The organism is Streptomyces sp. NBC_01288, from assembly GCF_035982055.1.
GTDB lineage: Bacteria > Actinomycetota > Actinomycetes > Streptomycetales > Streptomycetaceae > Streptomyces.
Map to the genome: position 1 here is coordinate 2,539,875 of NZ_CP108427.1, position 15,703 is coordinate 2,555,577.

2 protein-coding genes (1 of these 2 running past the window's edge) are annotated in these 15,703 nt (G+C 71.6%); both read right to left on the reverse strand.

Annotation, left to right across the window (positions count from 1 at the left end; all coding sequences use genetic code 11):
- Window positions 1-15,316, reverse strand: partial view of a hypothetical protein gene (locus OG194_RS10925; protein WP_327400673.1) — the start only. Its footprint begins 21,548 nt before the window's first position; 15,316 of the gene's 36,864 nt are visible here — the first part of the coding sequence; the start codon lies at window positions 15,314-15,316; its stop codon lies off the left edge, out of view.
- An 18-nt stretch (window positions 15,317-15,334) separates the two neighbouring features.
- A complete protein-coding gene (locus OG194_RS10930) occupies window positions 15,335-15,700 on the reverse strand; it encodes a hypothetical protein (protein WP_327400674.1) in 366 nt (121 codons plus the stop codon).
- Window positions 15,701-15,703: the final 3 nt, after the last annotated feature.

The window sequence follows — 15,703 nt, forward strand, 5'->3', positions numbered from 1 at the left end:
TGAGCCGTACCGCCGGGCTGAGCTGGTTCTTGTTCGGCTCGGAGGTGCCCTGCGCCGCCGGTGTGGACGAGTTCTGGGTGGCCGACCCCGTTCCGCCGAACTGGTCCGACTTTCCGAGGGACTTGAGCTGTTGCGCGTTGTCGGTGGCCGAGACGCCCGTCTCCAGGTACTGCCGGGTCGTGTCCAGCAGTCGGGGCCGGTGTGCGACGGCCTGGATCTCCAGCGAGTACTGACCGTCCGCGAAGGTCCCCGGCAGGCTCAGACCCTCAACTACATAGGAGTTCTTGAACAGTTCGTGCCCGTGGGCGACGAGACTGCCCGGCGTGATCGCCGCGTGCCGGGTCTCGGCGGCGCGCGTCCTGCTGTCCAACAGCCCCTGCCCGGCGAGCGGGAAGAGGCTCGCCCGCTGCGGCTCGGCGGGGACGGCCGGGGCGGCGACCGGGAGGATCGGGCCGTTGGCCGGGATGACCGGCGCCGCCTGCCGGGCCTGGTGGCGGATCTCCCGGGCGGCTCGCCGGAAGACCGACTCGATGGCCGCGGAGCCGCGCACGGTGTCGATCAGCGCGTCGTCCGGTATCCGCACCAGACCGGGACGCGGGGTGCCCTGGTCGTCGGTCGCGTCGAGACGGTCCGTGTCGGTCGCGTTCACGTCGCGCGGCGCTCCGTCGGCCCGTGCGGGGGACGTCGAGGGCGCGAGGGTACGACCGCCCGGCACCGCCAGCCGCAGCGAACCGGTGACCGTCGGCGCCGGGGCGACGGGCGGCACGATCGCAACAGGCGGCGCACCAGGGACAGTTGGGGCCAGATTGGCGGCCTGGGCCGCTTGGTCCGCCTGGTTCGCGTGCCGCCCGAACCGCTCGCTCGGCTCGACCCCGTCGTCCGCGTACAGGTCCAGGGCCAACCGCACCGGCACGTCGAACGCGTGGCTGTCCTGGTTGGTGGCGATGAAGAACTGGTCGTGGCCGGTGGCGCCGCCCACGGTGTCGCCGTGCGTGATCTGCCCGCCGTACTGGTAGTCGCCCCCGAACGCGATGCCCCCCCAGTCGCCCAGCGGCCCGCCGAGACTGCCCAGCACTCCGAACGCGCCGCTGTACGACTCACCGCGCTGCTCGGCGTCGCTGCCCGCCATCTGGGCCAGACCCATGACCTGGATGCCCGGCAGGACGCGGTCATGGATGCTGGGCTGCCCGGTGTCACGGTCGGCGGTGAGCAGCAGGCGGACCCGACGGACGCCCGTGTCGGTGGTGTTGGGCACCTCGAAGTGCAGAGCGTGTCCGCCGTCGACCATCGCGTCGGTGGCGGCGCGCAGCCCCGTGCGGGAACGGGCTTCCTTCAGCCGGCGCAGGTTGTTGAGCTGGGCGTGCAGCCGGATCTGGTGCTCGGGCTCGTGGTTGCGCGCCGTCTGCCGCACCCGGCCGCCGACTCCGGTGGGGGCCGGGGCTGTTGGGTCGGGTGGCAGGAAACCCTCGCGGCGCAGCCACGTCTCGGCCTCGTTGAACAGCTCGTGCGTACCGGTGACGCCGAGGGGGGCGGCGCTCAGCCCGATGCCGTCCAAGCGCTCAAGCGAGTGCGGGAGTGCACGCCTCTCGGCGATGGTCGGCGCGCGCCCGGCGGCGGTCGTCCCGCTCAGAAGCCGTAGATCCATGCCGTGGGGCCGGTGGAGCGCGGGCGCCTGCAGATGGTTGCCGTCCGGCTGGATCAGGGTGACCTGGTAGGTGACCTCGGTGGGGGCGAGCAGATGGCTCTGGTTGGTGCGGATGGCGTGCATCGTGCCGGCGGAACTGCTCGCGCTGTAGGTGTTGGTGACGGTCATCTGCCCCTGGAGGCGCAGGCCGAGGCTGCCGCCGATGGTCCTCGACGCGTCGGGATGACCCTGGCCGTGGTCGCCGGTGAGGGCGACGGCGGCGGTGCCGCTGACGCCGATACCGCTGGTGTACTTCGAGGAGAGGTCCACCTTCGCGGTGTTGACCAGATGGCTCTCCAGGTTGATCTGGCCCGCGGTGCTCTGCCGCTGCGGGGTGCTGGTCCCGGGCGTGGTGACCAGGTGCAGCATGCCGACCGCGTTGCCGTGGGCGTCGGTGATCACGGGCGAGTAGAGCCCGTCGTGGATCTGCATCGGCAGCGTGCCGCGCAGCACCTGTTCGGAGAGGAAGTCCGCGACCTGCCCGGCGGCGGTGGCGTCCAGGTGGGTGTCGAACGCCTGGTGGACATGCTCGTACAGGGCCCTCGGGTCGATCACGGAGTCGACGCCGTAGAGCGGGAGAGCGTCCGTCACGGCGGGCGCGGGCAGCGAACCCCGCGCCGGATCGGCGGTGGTGAGGTGCCGCGGGAACCAGATCGTGGTGGAGCCGTGCGACACCGGGTCGCTCCACCCGTCCGTCGCCGGGGCGGTGGCGGGCGCGGTGGGCGCGGTGGGCGCCGCGGTGACCGCGGGGCCGTCGACGCGCACGCGCCAGTGGGTGGTGAACTCCACTGGATCCGAGGGCTCGTTGGAGCGTTGGGAGGACGTGGTCTGGACGGCCTGCGTGACGGTGGTCGCGTCGCCGGCCTGGTTGTGCGTGACGGACAGCGTCACCGACCCGTCCAGCGCCCGCACCGCGGTGGGCGCGGTGATCGGGAACGTACCGGTCCACGGCGCCTGGATCGTGCGATAGGTCCCCGACGGCTGGCTGGAGAAGTTCTCCCGCGTGCCGAACCCGCGCCGCTCGACATGCTTGTCCGGGTCACGCGGGTCGAAGCGCCCCTGCCGCAACGAGGTCCGGGCATCGGACAGCGTCAGCTGTACGTCGACCGTGCGGTCGTGTCCGCCGACCTGGACGGTGATGCGGTGACCGCCGTTCGAGCGGAGGTACGGGAGTTGGAGCGCGAGGTTCTCCCGGCTCAGCCCGTCCCGCACCTGCTCGCGCACCGACTCGGGCGGGTTGTCGACTGCCACACCGAGCGCCTCGTAGACCTGACGGTGCAGCCCCGCGATCACCTCGTCGGAGAACGGCTCCGGGTACACCAGCCCGACCGTCCCGTCCGGGAGCGCGCCGTAGGAGGTCACATAGGTGGACCGGGGTCGGCCCCGCGGGGACGGCTGTGCGGTCGGGGCCTGGGAGGTGGGCCAGGTGAGCGAGTCCTCGGTGGGGATGGGAGTCGTGTCGGGGTCCAGGGCCGGAGTGGTGGTGTTCTGGCCCGCGTGGTCGTGGAGTTGAGGGCCCGCGGAGGTGACGTTCTCGATCGTGCGGAGATAGCGGCGGGGAATGTGAACGGGCGTCTGTGTGGTGGCCATGACGCCGGTGGTCCGGACGGTGGTGCTGTTCGGGTGGTTGCGCAACAGGAAGTCGTTGTCGCGCTGTTCGTCCGGCAGGCCGAGGTAGTGCAGGACTTCGTGGAGGAGATCCTCGTCGGAGTGGTTGGCGTCCAGGTGGAGTTGGTCGGCTCGGGACGGCTTGGCGGTGTCGGTGAGGGTGATCGTCTCGGGGTGGTCCGGGTCGGCGATCAGGTTCAGGTTGATGTGCAACTGATCGCCCGAACTGGGCAGCGCCAGACCGGAGTTGAGGTGCGTGTCCAGGAGACGGGTGATGCGGTCCTGGAGTTGGGTGGTCAGCGCCGGGTCGGTGGCGGTGACCGGGAGGTTGAGCGTGTAGTCCCGTATCCACTGACCGTTGGGCGCCTGGATACGACGGATGGTGGCACGGACGAGCGTCGTCGCACCGCTGAGGACCCCGGGCCGGGGCGAGTTGGACTGATCCGCGTGCGGATCGAACCGCTCGGTCGAATGCACGGCAGGACGGGCATACGGGCGCAGACCGTGCCACGTGTCCTTCGGAGCCGGGCCAACGACACGGGACGCGGGCCGCTCGTCGTCGGCGTCACGGGGCGGCGCGGGACGGTAACGCCCGTCCGGCTGAACGCTGTTGGCGTCCTCGGGACCCCGGGGTGCCGGCGCCGGGGTGATGGTGGTCGGGTCGACGGTGAGGGGCCCCGCGTCGGTGGCGTTGTAGTGGTTCAGGCCCGTGTAGTGGACCTCCAGGACCCGGGTGGCGGCGGGTGAGCCGACGCGGGTGACGGTGGCGAGGCCGTTCGACGGGTCCGGCCGCAGCACCTCGACGGCCACGTCCAGGGTGTCCGCCAGCAGCGGGAGGAACATCTCGCCCTGGTTGCCCTCCCATGCCTGTGACCAGTTCTGGACGGCGTCGAGCGCGTGGGCCAGTTCGGCGTCGGTGAACTGGGCGGCGCTGTCGGTGTATCCGTGCCCGAGCAGCCTGCGGAGCTGGTCGTCGGAGAGCTCGTCGAGCGTGGGCAGCCGGTCGGTGTCGCGCAGATACGCGAACATGTCCCGGACTCCGGGCTCCGCCGGGCCGATCACGTCGTCCCGGGTCAGCGCGTCGATGTAGCGCGTGTCGAGATCGTCCAGCTGGTCCGGCTCCGTCACTCCTTCGATGCCGTACTCGCCGAGCGTCGCCAGGAGTTCGGGCCGGTCCATGGTCGCCGTGCCGCCCTCGAACCACCGCGCGAGCGTCTGCCGTACCTGGCCCACCACCTCGTGCGGCAACGGGCGTTCGCCGCGCGCGGTGAGGAGTCGGTCCTCGGCGAGGATGCGCAGCCGGTCTGCCGCGAGCATCAGATGGCGGCCGGCCCGGGGCATCGGGGAGGTGCCCCGCTGCCACTGGGCGAACTCGGCCAGCCCGGCGCGGACCTGGTCCGGCCGGCCGAGCCAGGCGTAGGTCTCCGGGGCCTCGGTACGCAGTCCGGGCAGCCGGTCGCGGACCCGCTCCGGGTCGGTGCCGATGAACGTGTAGAGCATGCACCGGCCGTCGCCGCGCGTCGGGACCAGACTGCCTCGTGGCGCCCGCCGTTGGAACGCGGCGGGCCGGGGTGCGGTGGGGGTGGACGACGTGCCGTCGGTGTCGTCCTGGGCGGGGGCCTTGCCCTTGTCCTCGGTCTTGGGTGCGTCGGTCTTGGGTGTGTCGGTGTCCGTGTCCGCCGGTGCACTGTGTGGGTCGGTGGACGTGGCGGTGGTGTCGGTCTTGCCGACCAGGGCGTCGAACGCGCTGTCCTGGGCGGAGGTCGTACCGGGGTCGCCGGATGTGCCGCCTTGGTCCCCGCCGGTGGTGTCGTCGTCACCGGTCGGTGGGGGGTCCTTCGGCGGGACGAGGGACGCCGGGTCGGGAGTGGTCAGTTCGGTGTCCGCGTCCGAATGGTCGTCGCCCCCTGCATCCGAGTCCCCCGAATCCTCGTCCCCGGTGGTCGAGTTGTCGGTCCCGGAGGTGAGGTCGTCGCCGGGGAGGGGTGAGTTGTCGGTGGAGGGACCCGCCGTGCGGGGGCGGCCCGAGCCCGGCCGGCGCGGGGCGACCGAGGCCAGCGTCGTGCGTGAGGTGGGCAGTGTCGAGGGGCCGGAGGCCAGCACCGGGCCGGTCGCGCCGGGCAGCGCGGTCTCCGCCACCGCCCGGCGGGCCGCGGCGTCGTCGCGCCTGCCGAGCGCGTTGCCGATCCGCGTGTCGATCTCGCCGAGCGCCTGCGCCGCCCGCCCATGGTTCTCGCGAGCGTCCTCGTGGACCAGGGCCGCGCCCTCGGCGAGCCCACGAGCCGTGTCGGCCTCCGAACGCCGGGTGTCGGCCGTGTCCCGTACGCCGGGGAGCTGCGCCCGCGCCTCACGCTGGGCCGCCACGTCGCGGTCCAGACCGGCCTGGGTGTCCCGGAGCGCGGCACGGTCCCGCTCAAGACCGGCCCGCACCTCGGCGAGGTCGGCGTCCAACTTGCCGACCTCGGCGGTGACTTCGTCGATCTGCCGGGTGAGACGGGGGTCCACGGCGGGGGCAGGCTCTACGACCGTGTCCTGCGCTGGTTCTACGACCGTGTCCGGCGCGACGGTGTCCGACGTGATCGCGCCCGGCGTCGTGCTCTCGACCGTCGTAGCGCCATCCGTCCCGGACGGGCCCGGCACCGGAGTGTTCTCCGTGTCGCCGGAACCGGAGCCGGAGGCCCGCGTGTTCGTGGCCTCGGCGGCGCGGGCCGTGAGGTTGGACAGTTGGCGTCGCGCGGTCTTGGTCCGGGCGCTGAGGCGTATCTCCTGGCGTTCGCCCTCCGAGACCGCGTCGGTGAGCGGGCCGATCGCGCGGCGGGCCCCGGAGATCCCGCCGGTCAGGGTCTTCTCGCGGTCGACGAGGTCACGGAGGTCCTGTTCGGCCTGGTCCGCGTTCTGCTCGGCGGTGGTCGCGGCCGTGTCGGTCCGGTGGGCCTCGTTCGCCGCGTCCGTCAGCGCGGTGGCCGCGTCGTTCAGGGCTTCCTGCGCGTCGGGCCGCAACCCCCTTTGCTCGTGCTCGTCGTCGAGCGCCGCCGTGTGGTCGTCCTGGGCCCGGTCGAACGCGGCGGCCTCGCGCTCGAAGTCCTCCCAAGCCTGGTCCAGGGACACGACACCGGTGGTGGAACCCGGCTCCGTGCCGCCCGTACCCGGCGGAGCCGTGAGCGTGCCGTCCGGGTCGAAGGACCAGATACGCAGGCCCTCCGGGCCCCGGGTGACGAGTTCCACCGGGCGCCCGTTGTCGCGGGCCGCCCGCGACGCCGCGTAGAGCGCCAGGGTCAGGCGGGAGCCGTCCGGGTCGGGGCCGGTGGCCACCCAGAGCTGGAAGCCGTCGTCCGTGGGGTCGACGCCCGCGCCGAGGTTGTTCCGTACGTCCCCGAGCCGGGTCGTCGCCCAGTCCTCCGGCGCGGTGTTGGTGCCGTCGGTGAGGAGGGCCGGGAGGTCGTAGACCTGGGGCACCGGATTGGGCTCGGTGATGCCGTGGCCGAGGGCGTCGCGCTCCTCGATGCGGATCGTGGCCGTACCGGTGACATGGCGGACGCCCTCGGGGCCGGTGACCTCGATGTGGACGTCGGCCCGCACCTCGTAGCTGCGGGTGCCGCGGCCCTCGGCGGGCAGGCTGGTGCTGCCGGTCTTGAGCCAGTCGCGGCGGCCGCCGGAGACTCCGCTGCCGAAGTTGCTGGCGTCCACGGGCCGTTGGAGCACCGGCGGGGTCGCGCCGAGGAGGTTACGGTCGGGGTCGTCGGCGCTCAGGACGAACGGCAGCGACATCCCGAGGGTGGTGTCGGTGCCGGAGACCGTGCTGCTGCTCTGTGTGCTGATCCGCAGCCGGTCGAGGGTCACGTCGCCGCCGTCGGTGACCACCCGCGGGCGGTACAACGAGACGGTGAGGGTGGGCCGTTGGTCCGGGCCGTTCCGCAAGGGGAACGCGCCCGGCATCGCCGGCAGCATGCCACCGACCTGGCGGGGCGTGTCCAGCGAGATCGTGCCGGCCTGGATGAGTTCGCCGAGCCGTACCGACGCGTTCTCCTCGGAGGTCGAGGCCGGCACCGAGCGCCAGCCGCTCCCGGTGTCCGGGGCCACCTGGTCGAGGGCCGTGTACAGCTCGCTCCACGCGTCGAAGCCGTAGACCGGGGCGGAGCCGGTCGGGTGGAACAGGTGGTCGTCCCGCAACGCGGGGTGTGCGGCGGGCAGTTGGCGGGGGTCGATCCGGGACAGCGAGGGCGGCGCGGGTGCGGGCAGCGGGGGTCGGGTGCCGTCCGTCTCGCTGCCGGTGAAGCGCAGGCTGACCAGGGCCGGTACCCGGACCTGGCCGCCGAGTTCACCGGAGAGGGTGCGGCTCAGCCAGGAACGGGTCTGCGGGTCGGCGTCGTCCCAGGCGATGACACCGCGCTGCACCAGCGCGCCCACCACGTTCGGCGGCCAGTCGACGACCAGGGTGGAGCGGACGGTGGCGACCAACTCGTAGTCCAGGCCGTCGAAGTCGGCGGCGCTGTCGGTGCGCAGCCAGTACCGGTCCTCGGCGGTGCGGCCCTGCTTGTCGACCTTGCTGGACGAGGTGACCACGTTGGTGGAGGGCCCGAGCCGGTCCGTGCGGTCGTCGGTGTCGGGGCGGCTGAAACGGGCCGTCGGGTTGCCGGTGAGACGGTGTGTCCGGCCCACCGAGGAGGAGAGCGAACGCCCCTCCGCCGTGTGTGAACCCCACTGCTCGATACCGGACTTGTCGCCCGGTACGGCGGTGCCCCGCACGGCGCCCCGGTCCGCGGGGGTGCTCGTGGGACGGGCCGAGAACGTCACCTCGACCAGCGCCGCGCCGCCGAACCGGTGGTGCCGGAAACTGAACCTGGTCTGTCCGCCGCCGCGCCCGATCAGCGCCCGCTTCCCGGCGACACCGGTGTTGTCGGCGATCAGCGCGGCGACACCGGGCAGGTAGGAGGCGTGGCCGGGAGTGGTCACGCCCGGGGCGTAGCGGTCCACCAACTGCCGTACGTCGTCGTGGAGTCGGGAACGCTGCTCGATCGGCGGGGTCGGCGTCTGGCCCGTGCCCGGGTCGGAGAACTCGGTGACCGAGTTGACCGCGGCCAGGCCGAGGGTGCCGTCGTGGACGTACCGGTCGGGCAGGGACGGGCTCGTCAGATCGATCGTCGACGGGTCGTCCGGACGCTCGGGCAGGGCGCCCATCCACCGTCCGTCGCGCCGGAGTTGACTCTCCGTCATGAGGAACTGGAGCCCGCGCGGCACGTCCACGGCGAGTGTGACGGTCTCCCCGGGCCCGTACCCGAGGGAGTTGGCGACCACGTTGCGGTGTCCGGACCGCACGGTGATCAGGTAGGTGACGTCGGCGGTGATCCGGTGCTGGAGGCCCGACTGGGTGGGCGTCCGGTTGGTGCCGGTGCCGCTGGTGAGGGTGTCGGACTTGTCGCTCTTGCGGTCGTACTGGTAGCGCCCGGACGGGTTGAAGCGGGACGGCGTGGAGGGCGTGGGTGCCGGGGAGTCGGCGGGCTGCGAACTCGGGCTGGAACTCGGCGGGTTGTTCTGGGTCGCCGAGCCGCCCATCCCGAACTGGTGTGTTTTTCCTAGGCCCTTGAGCTGCTGCGCCGAGTCGGCGGCGGAGACGCCGGTCTCCAGGTACTGGTTCACGCTCTGCGTCAGCCGGGGCGTGTGGGCGACGGCCTGGATCTCGATCGCGAGCTGGCCGTCGGCACCGAGCCCGGGCAGCGTCAGACCCTCCACCACGTAGGTGCCGCTGAAGATCTGGTGCCCGCGGCCGACCAGCGAACCGGGTGAGAGCGCGGTGATACGGGACTCGGCGCTCACCGTCGTGGTGTCGCCGAACGGACTCCCCACCAGCGAACTGCTCAGGAACCCGGTGACGCCGCCCACCAGCCTCGCGACGCGGCCGGGTGGGGCGGGGGCGACGGGGGCGGGAGCGGGCGCCGGGTCCGTGGTGGAAACGGTGACCGTGTCGGTGTCCGGAGCAGGGGCGGTGACGGTCTCGGCAACGGTGTCGGGGGCGGTGACAGTGACGGGCGGGACGGGAGGGACGGCCGGATCGCCGCCGGTGTCGATGTCATCACCGGCGTTGGTGTCGGTGTCGTCACCGGTGCTGGAGTCGCTGTCGCTGTCGCTGTCGCTGTCGCTGTCGACACGGTCGCCCGTGACGATCCGCCGGAAGGCGTCCTGGAGCGCCCCCGAACCGCGCACCACGTCGATCAGCGCGTCGTCCGGGACGCGGACGACGTCCGGGTGCGGATCGCCGGTGGCCGGGTCCGTCATGGCCAGCCGGTCCCGGTCCTCCTGCGTGACCCGCCGTACGGTGAACGGCTCAGCGTCCGGCGCGGGCTCCGCGTCGGCCTCGACCTCGGCCAGTGTGCGCTCGTGCGGCACGGCCAGCCGGATCGTGCCCGCGACCCCCCGCTCCTGGGGTGCGTCCAGGCCCGACTCCGGGTCGGACTGGGCGTGTTGGGCGGTCGGTGCCACCTCGCCGAACCGGGCCACCGGTTCCTGACCCGAGCCCTCGTACAGGTCGAGCGTGAGGCGGGCCGGTACCCCGAACTCGTGGGTGTCCTGCCCGGTGCCGATGAAGAACTGGTCGTGGCCGAGCGTGGTGCCGGTGGTGTTGCCGAGCGTGGCCTGGCCGACGTACTGGTAGTCGCCGGTGGCGCTCAGGGTCCACGCGCCGCCGTGCGGGGTGGGCACGGTGAGCCCGCCGCCGAACCCGGCGCCCAGGCCGTAGGTGTTGCCGAGCCGGGCGGTGCCGCCGCCCGCCGCCTGGGCCAGGCCCATGACCTGGATGTTGGGCAGCACCGTGCGGTGCTCCACGGGCCGGTTCGGGTCGCGCCGCGCGCCCAGCTCCAGCCGTACCCGGCGCCGCCCCGTCACGGAGGGGATCTCCAGGAACAGCGAGTGACCGCCGTCCACCATGGAGTCCGTCGCCGCGCGCAGCCCGAGCGGGGAACGCAGTTCCTCCAGCCGCCGCAGGTTGTTCAACTGGGCCTGCACCAGCGTCTCGTCGGGCAGTCGGCCCCGGCGCGGGGTGTCCTCCGGCGGAGGCAGGAAGCCGCGGTTCCGCAGCCAGGTCTCCGCGTCGTCGAACAGCGGATCCGCGTCGGTCTCGTCCACCCCGAGCGGCGCGATGGACTGGCCGATCGACTCCAGGTTCTCCAACTCCGGCGGCAGCACTCGCACTTCGTCCGGCTCCGGTGCGTGCCCCGCCGCGTCCTCGGCGCTGAGCACCCGCAGATCGAGCGCGTGGGTCCACGTCCCGGGCGCATAGGTGGAGATGGAGCCGTCGGGCCGGATCAGGGTGAGGGTGTACTCGACGTCCGCCTCGGTCAGCAGATGGCTGCGGTTGGTGCGCACCGCGTGCATGGTGCCCGCGAGGTTGCTGGTGCCGAACACGTTCTGCGCCGCGAGACTGGCGGTGCCCTTGCCGTTGACGGTGCCGCCGATGCCGTGGGATGCGTCCGGGTGTCCCGCGCGGTGGTCGATCGTGAAGGTCGGGCCGACGCTGCCGGTGAAGGTCACCCCGCTGTTGAACGACGTGTTCTGGTCGTTCTTCACCGAGTTGACGACATGGCTTTCGAGGTTGATCTTCTTGTCGAGGCTCTTGGCCACCGGGGTGGTCCCCCGGACCGTCGCGTCCAGCCGCATCATGCCGACCGCGCGTCCGTGCGCGTCGGTGAGCACCGGCGAGTACAGCCCGCCCTCGACCTGCATCGGCAGCGTGCCCCGCAGGATCGGTTCAGCAAGGAAGTCCGCGAGTTGGGCCGACGATGTCTCGTCCAGGTCCTCGCTGAAGTTCGCCGCGGCCCCCTCGTACAGCCGCCGCGGATGCAGCACCGAGTCCACGCCGTAGATCGGCAGCGTCCTGATGTCGGCGGGTTCCGGCAGCTCCTGCCCGGGATCGCTGTCGGCGTCCACGAGGTGCTGCGGGAACCAGATGGTGACCGACCCGTGCTGCTCGGCCGGACTCCAGTCGGGGGCGGGATCGGGATCGGGGTTCGCGACGACAACGGCCGTGTCCGTCACGCCAGTTGGGTCGGTCGTGTCGGTCGTGTCGGTCGTATCCGTCGTGTCTGTTGTCTCCCCCGCATCCGCTACGTCCGTGTCCGGGGCCGGCGCGTCCACGCGGACCTGCCAGTTGTCGGTGAAGTCGTAGGCGCGGGAGGGCTCGTTGCTGCGCTGGGCGCTGGTGGTCTGCACGACCTGGGTGACGGTGGTCGAACCGTCCGCCTGGTTGTGGGTGACGGTCGCGCCCAGCGCGATGTCCACCCCGCGGACCGGGCCCACCGCTCCGACCGGTATCGACCCGGTCCACGGCACCGGGATCGTCGAGAACGTGCCGGACGGCTGCGCCGAGACGATCTCCCGGGTGCCCTGGCCGCGCCGCTCCACGTGCTTGTCGGGATCGCTCGTGTCGAGCGCGCCCTGCCGGACGGACGGCCGCCTGTCGTCGAGCGTGAGGCGTACGTCCACGTCGTGGTCGACGCCGCCGACGTCCAGGACGATCCGGTGACCGCCGAGACTGCGCAGATACGGCATGTTCAGCGCCATCTGCTCCGCCGACAGCACGTCCTGGAGCTGCGCGAGCACGGGGTCGTTCGGTTCCGGAGCGGGCCGGCCGAGCGCCGTGAGCACCTGGCGGTGCAGCCCGTCGACCACGTCCGGCGCGAACGGCTCCACGTGCACGAGCCCCAACTGGCCGTCGTGCCGCCGCCCGTAGCCACCGAGGTAGGAGCCGCCACGACGCCCACCGCCGACCATCGACCCGGTCGTCGAGGTGGTGTCGCCCTCCGGGGAGGTCAGGGTGATGTCAGGGACCGGCACGACCGCGGGAACGGTCTCCGGGTCCGTATGCGTGTCCGCCGGATCGATCTCCAGCGAGTCCGTGTCGTGGAGCCCCGGCACGGGCGTGGACGTGGTGGCCACCGGGGTCGGTGCGGTGTCGCCCTGATCGACGGTGGGGGTGAGCGGGGCGGGCGGGTCCGCGCCGGGCGCGCCCTTGACCGGTCCCCGGCGTCCGGGACCCCGGTGGTCGTCCGCGGGATCGCCGACGAGGGTGCCGATCAGTGCGAGGTGACGGGGCCGCAGCCCACCCGATGCGTACGTCGGGTCCGACGCGGGCGTGAACCGTGTGGGGTCGCCCATCAGGCTGGCCGTACCGCCGCGTTGCGGGGCGGCGGAGTCGAAGCCGCTCTCGTCGCGCAGGCCGACCTGGTGGCCGATCTCGTGGGCCAGGTCGGAGTCGGAGATGTCCGACGGCCACGAGTGATGCGTGGCCGGTGTCCCGTCCGCCGGGTCGGTGAGCGTGACGTCGAGGTGCGGTGTCTCACCGGGTGCGGCCGGCACGACGGTGACGTGCAGCCGGCTCCCGTCCCCCAGCTGGTGGCCCGGGGTGTTGAACACCCGCTGCACACCGTCCGTCAACCGCTGCTGGACCCCGTCGACCTGTGTCCCCAGCCCCGGGTTGCCGGTGAGCCGGTAGGTCACGGTGAGATCGGTGACCGGCGCCCCGTCGTGGGTGAAACGCCGTACGGCGAACCCGGCCCGCACCACGTACTGAGTCCGCGCACCGTCCGCCCCGAGGGGCCTCGACACCGGATCGACCCAGGTGTGGCTGCGCTCCGAGGGCGTCACCCCGGCCCGAGCGTCCTCGAAACTTCCGGGCTCCGGTGTGGAGTTGGGCGTCACGGAGGGGGTGAGATCCACGGGCGCCACGGGCGCGGGCGTGCTGCTCGGCTCCGGTACGGCGGTGACATCGGAGGAGCTGGTGGTGGTCGTCTCCGCACTCGGTGCCGGGCTCGCAGTGCCGGAGTGGGACGGCTGGGTCGCCTCCGGCACGGGGGTCGTGTCCGGTGCCGAACTGGTCGTGGGGGGCGCGGTGTTGCTGGTGGTGGCGACGGGGGTGGGTAGATCGGTGCCGGTGTTCGTTTCGGTGCTGGTGTTCGTTTCGGTGCTGGTGCTGGTGCTGGTGTTGGTACCGGTCCCGGTCCCGGTCCCGGTGTCCGTGCCCGTGTCGGTGTTGCTGACGGTGCCGGAATCGGAGTGGGAGGTGCCGGTGCCGTCCGCGGTGTCCGTGCTGGTGCTGTCGGAAGTCGTGTTCTCCGGGCGCCCCGTTGTCGTAGTACGCGGGTTGCCACCGCTGTGCGAGGGCGTACCGGAACCGGACGTCGGACTGCCCGTGTTCGTGCCCGTACCCGTACTCGTGGTCGGCGGTACGACGGTGGTGTTGGACCCGCTCGCGACCGGAACGTCCGGCGAGGGCAGCGGAGTTGAGGTGTTCGAGGTATCGCCCTGCTGACCGGTACTGGTCTCCGGCGCAGGCTCCTCCGTGTCCTGGTCCGACGGCGTGTTCTGCGTGTCATCACCGGTGTTGTGCGACTGTTCCTGAACTGTCCGCTCCGGCGCCGGAGTTCCGGAGTTGGTGGTGTGCGGGCTGCCGCCGGTGTTCGAGGTGTCGTTCTGCTGGCCGGTCCCCTGCGCCTCGTCGGTACCGCCCGCATCGACCTGTTCCGGCGACCTCGTGGGCGTACTGCTCGTCGGCGTATGGCTCGTAGGCGTGCTGGAAGACGGCGAGTTGCCGCCGCCGGACGTGCTCGTCGTCCCGTGCGGGGCGTTGCTCTGGAGGTCTCCCCCGTCGATCTTCACGTCGTCGACGTGGGTGTCTGTGGACTCGGTCGGCGGGGTGTTCGTGGACGTGCGTTGGGGAGTGGTGGTGGTCGACGAACTGCCGGTGTTCGACGTCGTGTTGACAGGGCCCGGGCCTGACGTGGTCGTCGAGTCGGTCGACGGGCCGTTCGTCGAAGAGTCGTTGTCGGGGCCGGAGTTGGTGTTGGAGGTGGAGGTGGAGCTGGTGTCGTCCGGGATGTTCGCCGTGCCGAGGGTGTTCACCTGGGGCGGGGTGGTGAAGTTGAACTTGTTGCCGATCGCGCCCGCGCCCTGGCCCAGGTGGCGTTCGCTCATCGAGCTGAGGCCGGCGCCCAGGAAGGTGTTCAGGGGGTCGATGGGGAAGCCGTAGATGGACGCCGTGGCGATCTCGCCGAGCGTCTCCGCGCCGCCCTCGGTGAGGAAGTGCTCGAAGTCCTCGCCGAGTTCGTGCTTCACCTTGTCGCCGAAGCTCTTCGGCTTCGGGGTGGGCGTCGGGTTCGGCGTCGGGGTGATGTGCGGGGTCGGCGTTGGATTCGGCGTGGTCTTCGGGTTCGGCGTCGGTGTCGGCTTCGGGTTCGGCTTGGTGTTGACGTCGGGGTTGTCGAACTTGTGGTTGTTGAACTTCTTCCCGTTGCCGCTGATGTCCTTGAACGGGTTGTGGGTGTCGAAGACGTTCTTGAAGTTCTTCTTCAGGCCCTTGCCGAAGTCGTGCAGCAGGCCGTGGAACAGGCCGGTGAACGCGCCGAAGACGCCGTCCTGGACGATCTGCGACCAGTCGAACCCGTGCGGGCGGCGGCCCTTGGGCGCGCCGAGCATCATGGCCAGCCGTACCGCGAAGGTGGTGAACGCCTCTTCGAGCGCCTCGGTGAGGCTCGGCATCAGATGCGTCTTCTTCATCAGCCATTCCATCAGCGTGAGAATGGCGACCCGGCTGCGGGCCTTCGCCACCGCGGCCTGGCTGGAGGCGGAACCCCCGGTGAAGGCGGACAGCACCGCGATGACCAGCAACTCGATGAGCAGCCGCACCAGTTCGGCGATGATCTGCCACTTCGACTCCATGATGTCCATGGAGGACTTGGTGCGGGACTGTCCGATGCCGTCGAGCTGGTCGGCGAAGTCCTTCAGGTAGTTGACGCCGCCGCTGTCGAGGAACATGTGCATCGCCCGCACATAGTTGTTCCCGACCTGCGGCGGCAGCGCGCGCCCCACCCCACCGGCGGTCTGCTCGATCAGGTCCGAGAGGTCACGCATCCGCCGGCCGAGCCGCTCGTACGGCTTGCCGTTGGCGAACGCCATGTCCTCGTCGGCCTGGAGGAACTTCTCGCCGATGAGCACGAACATGAGGTTGTTCAGCTGGGGCGACGCGTGGATGGTCATCAGAGGCGATCCGCTGCGTCAGTGCTTTCCGCCGTGCGAACCACCATCGGTGTCGCCCGTGTTGATGTCGGAGTCGTGGATGGCGCCCAGTACGCCGTTCTGGGTGCCCAGCACGCTCTTGAGGTTGGTGAGGGTGCCGTCGCCGATGCTGACGATCGCCTCGGAGAGGGACGAGCCGGTCTTGATGGAGCCCTCCCGTTGTTCCTTCTCCTGCGGCAGCATCTGCTCGGCGTAGCTGTCGTCGTGTCCGGGCCAGCCGGAGGTGGACGACACGTCCGTGATGAACTCGTTGATCATCTCATTGGCCAGCCGGCTGATCTGCTCGATCTGCCGGGTGCCGGCGACGAGCGCGGGCGGGCTGGCGGAGTAGGCGTTCGACGACATCGT

Excerpts from the sequence above, each read along its gene's own strand:
- OG194_RS10930 (WP_327400674.1), bottom strand. The coding sequence starts at position 15,700 with ATGTCGTCGAACGCCTACTCCGCCAGCCCGCCCGCGCTCGTCGCCGGC.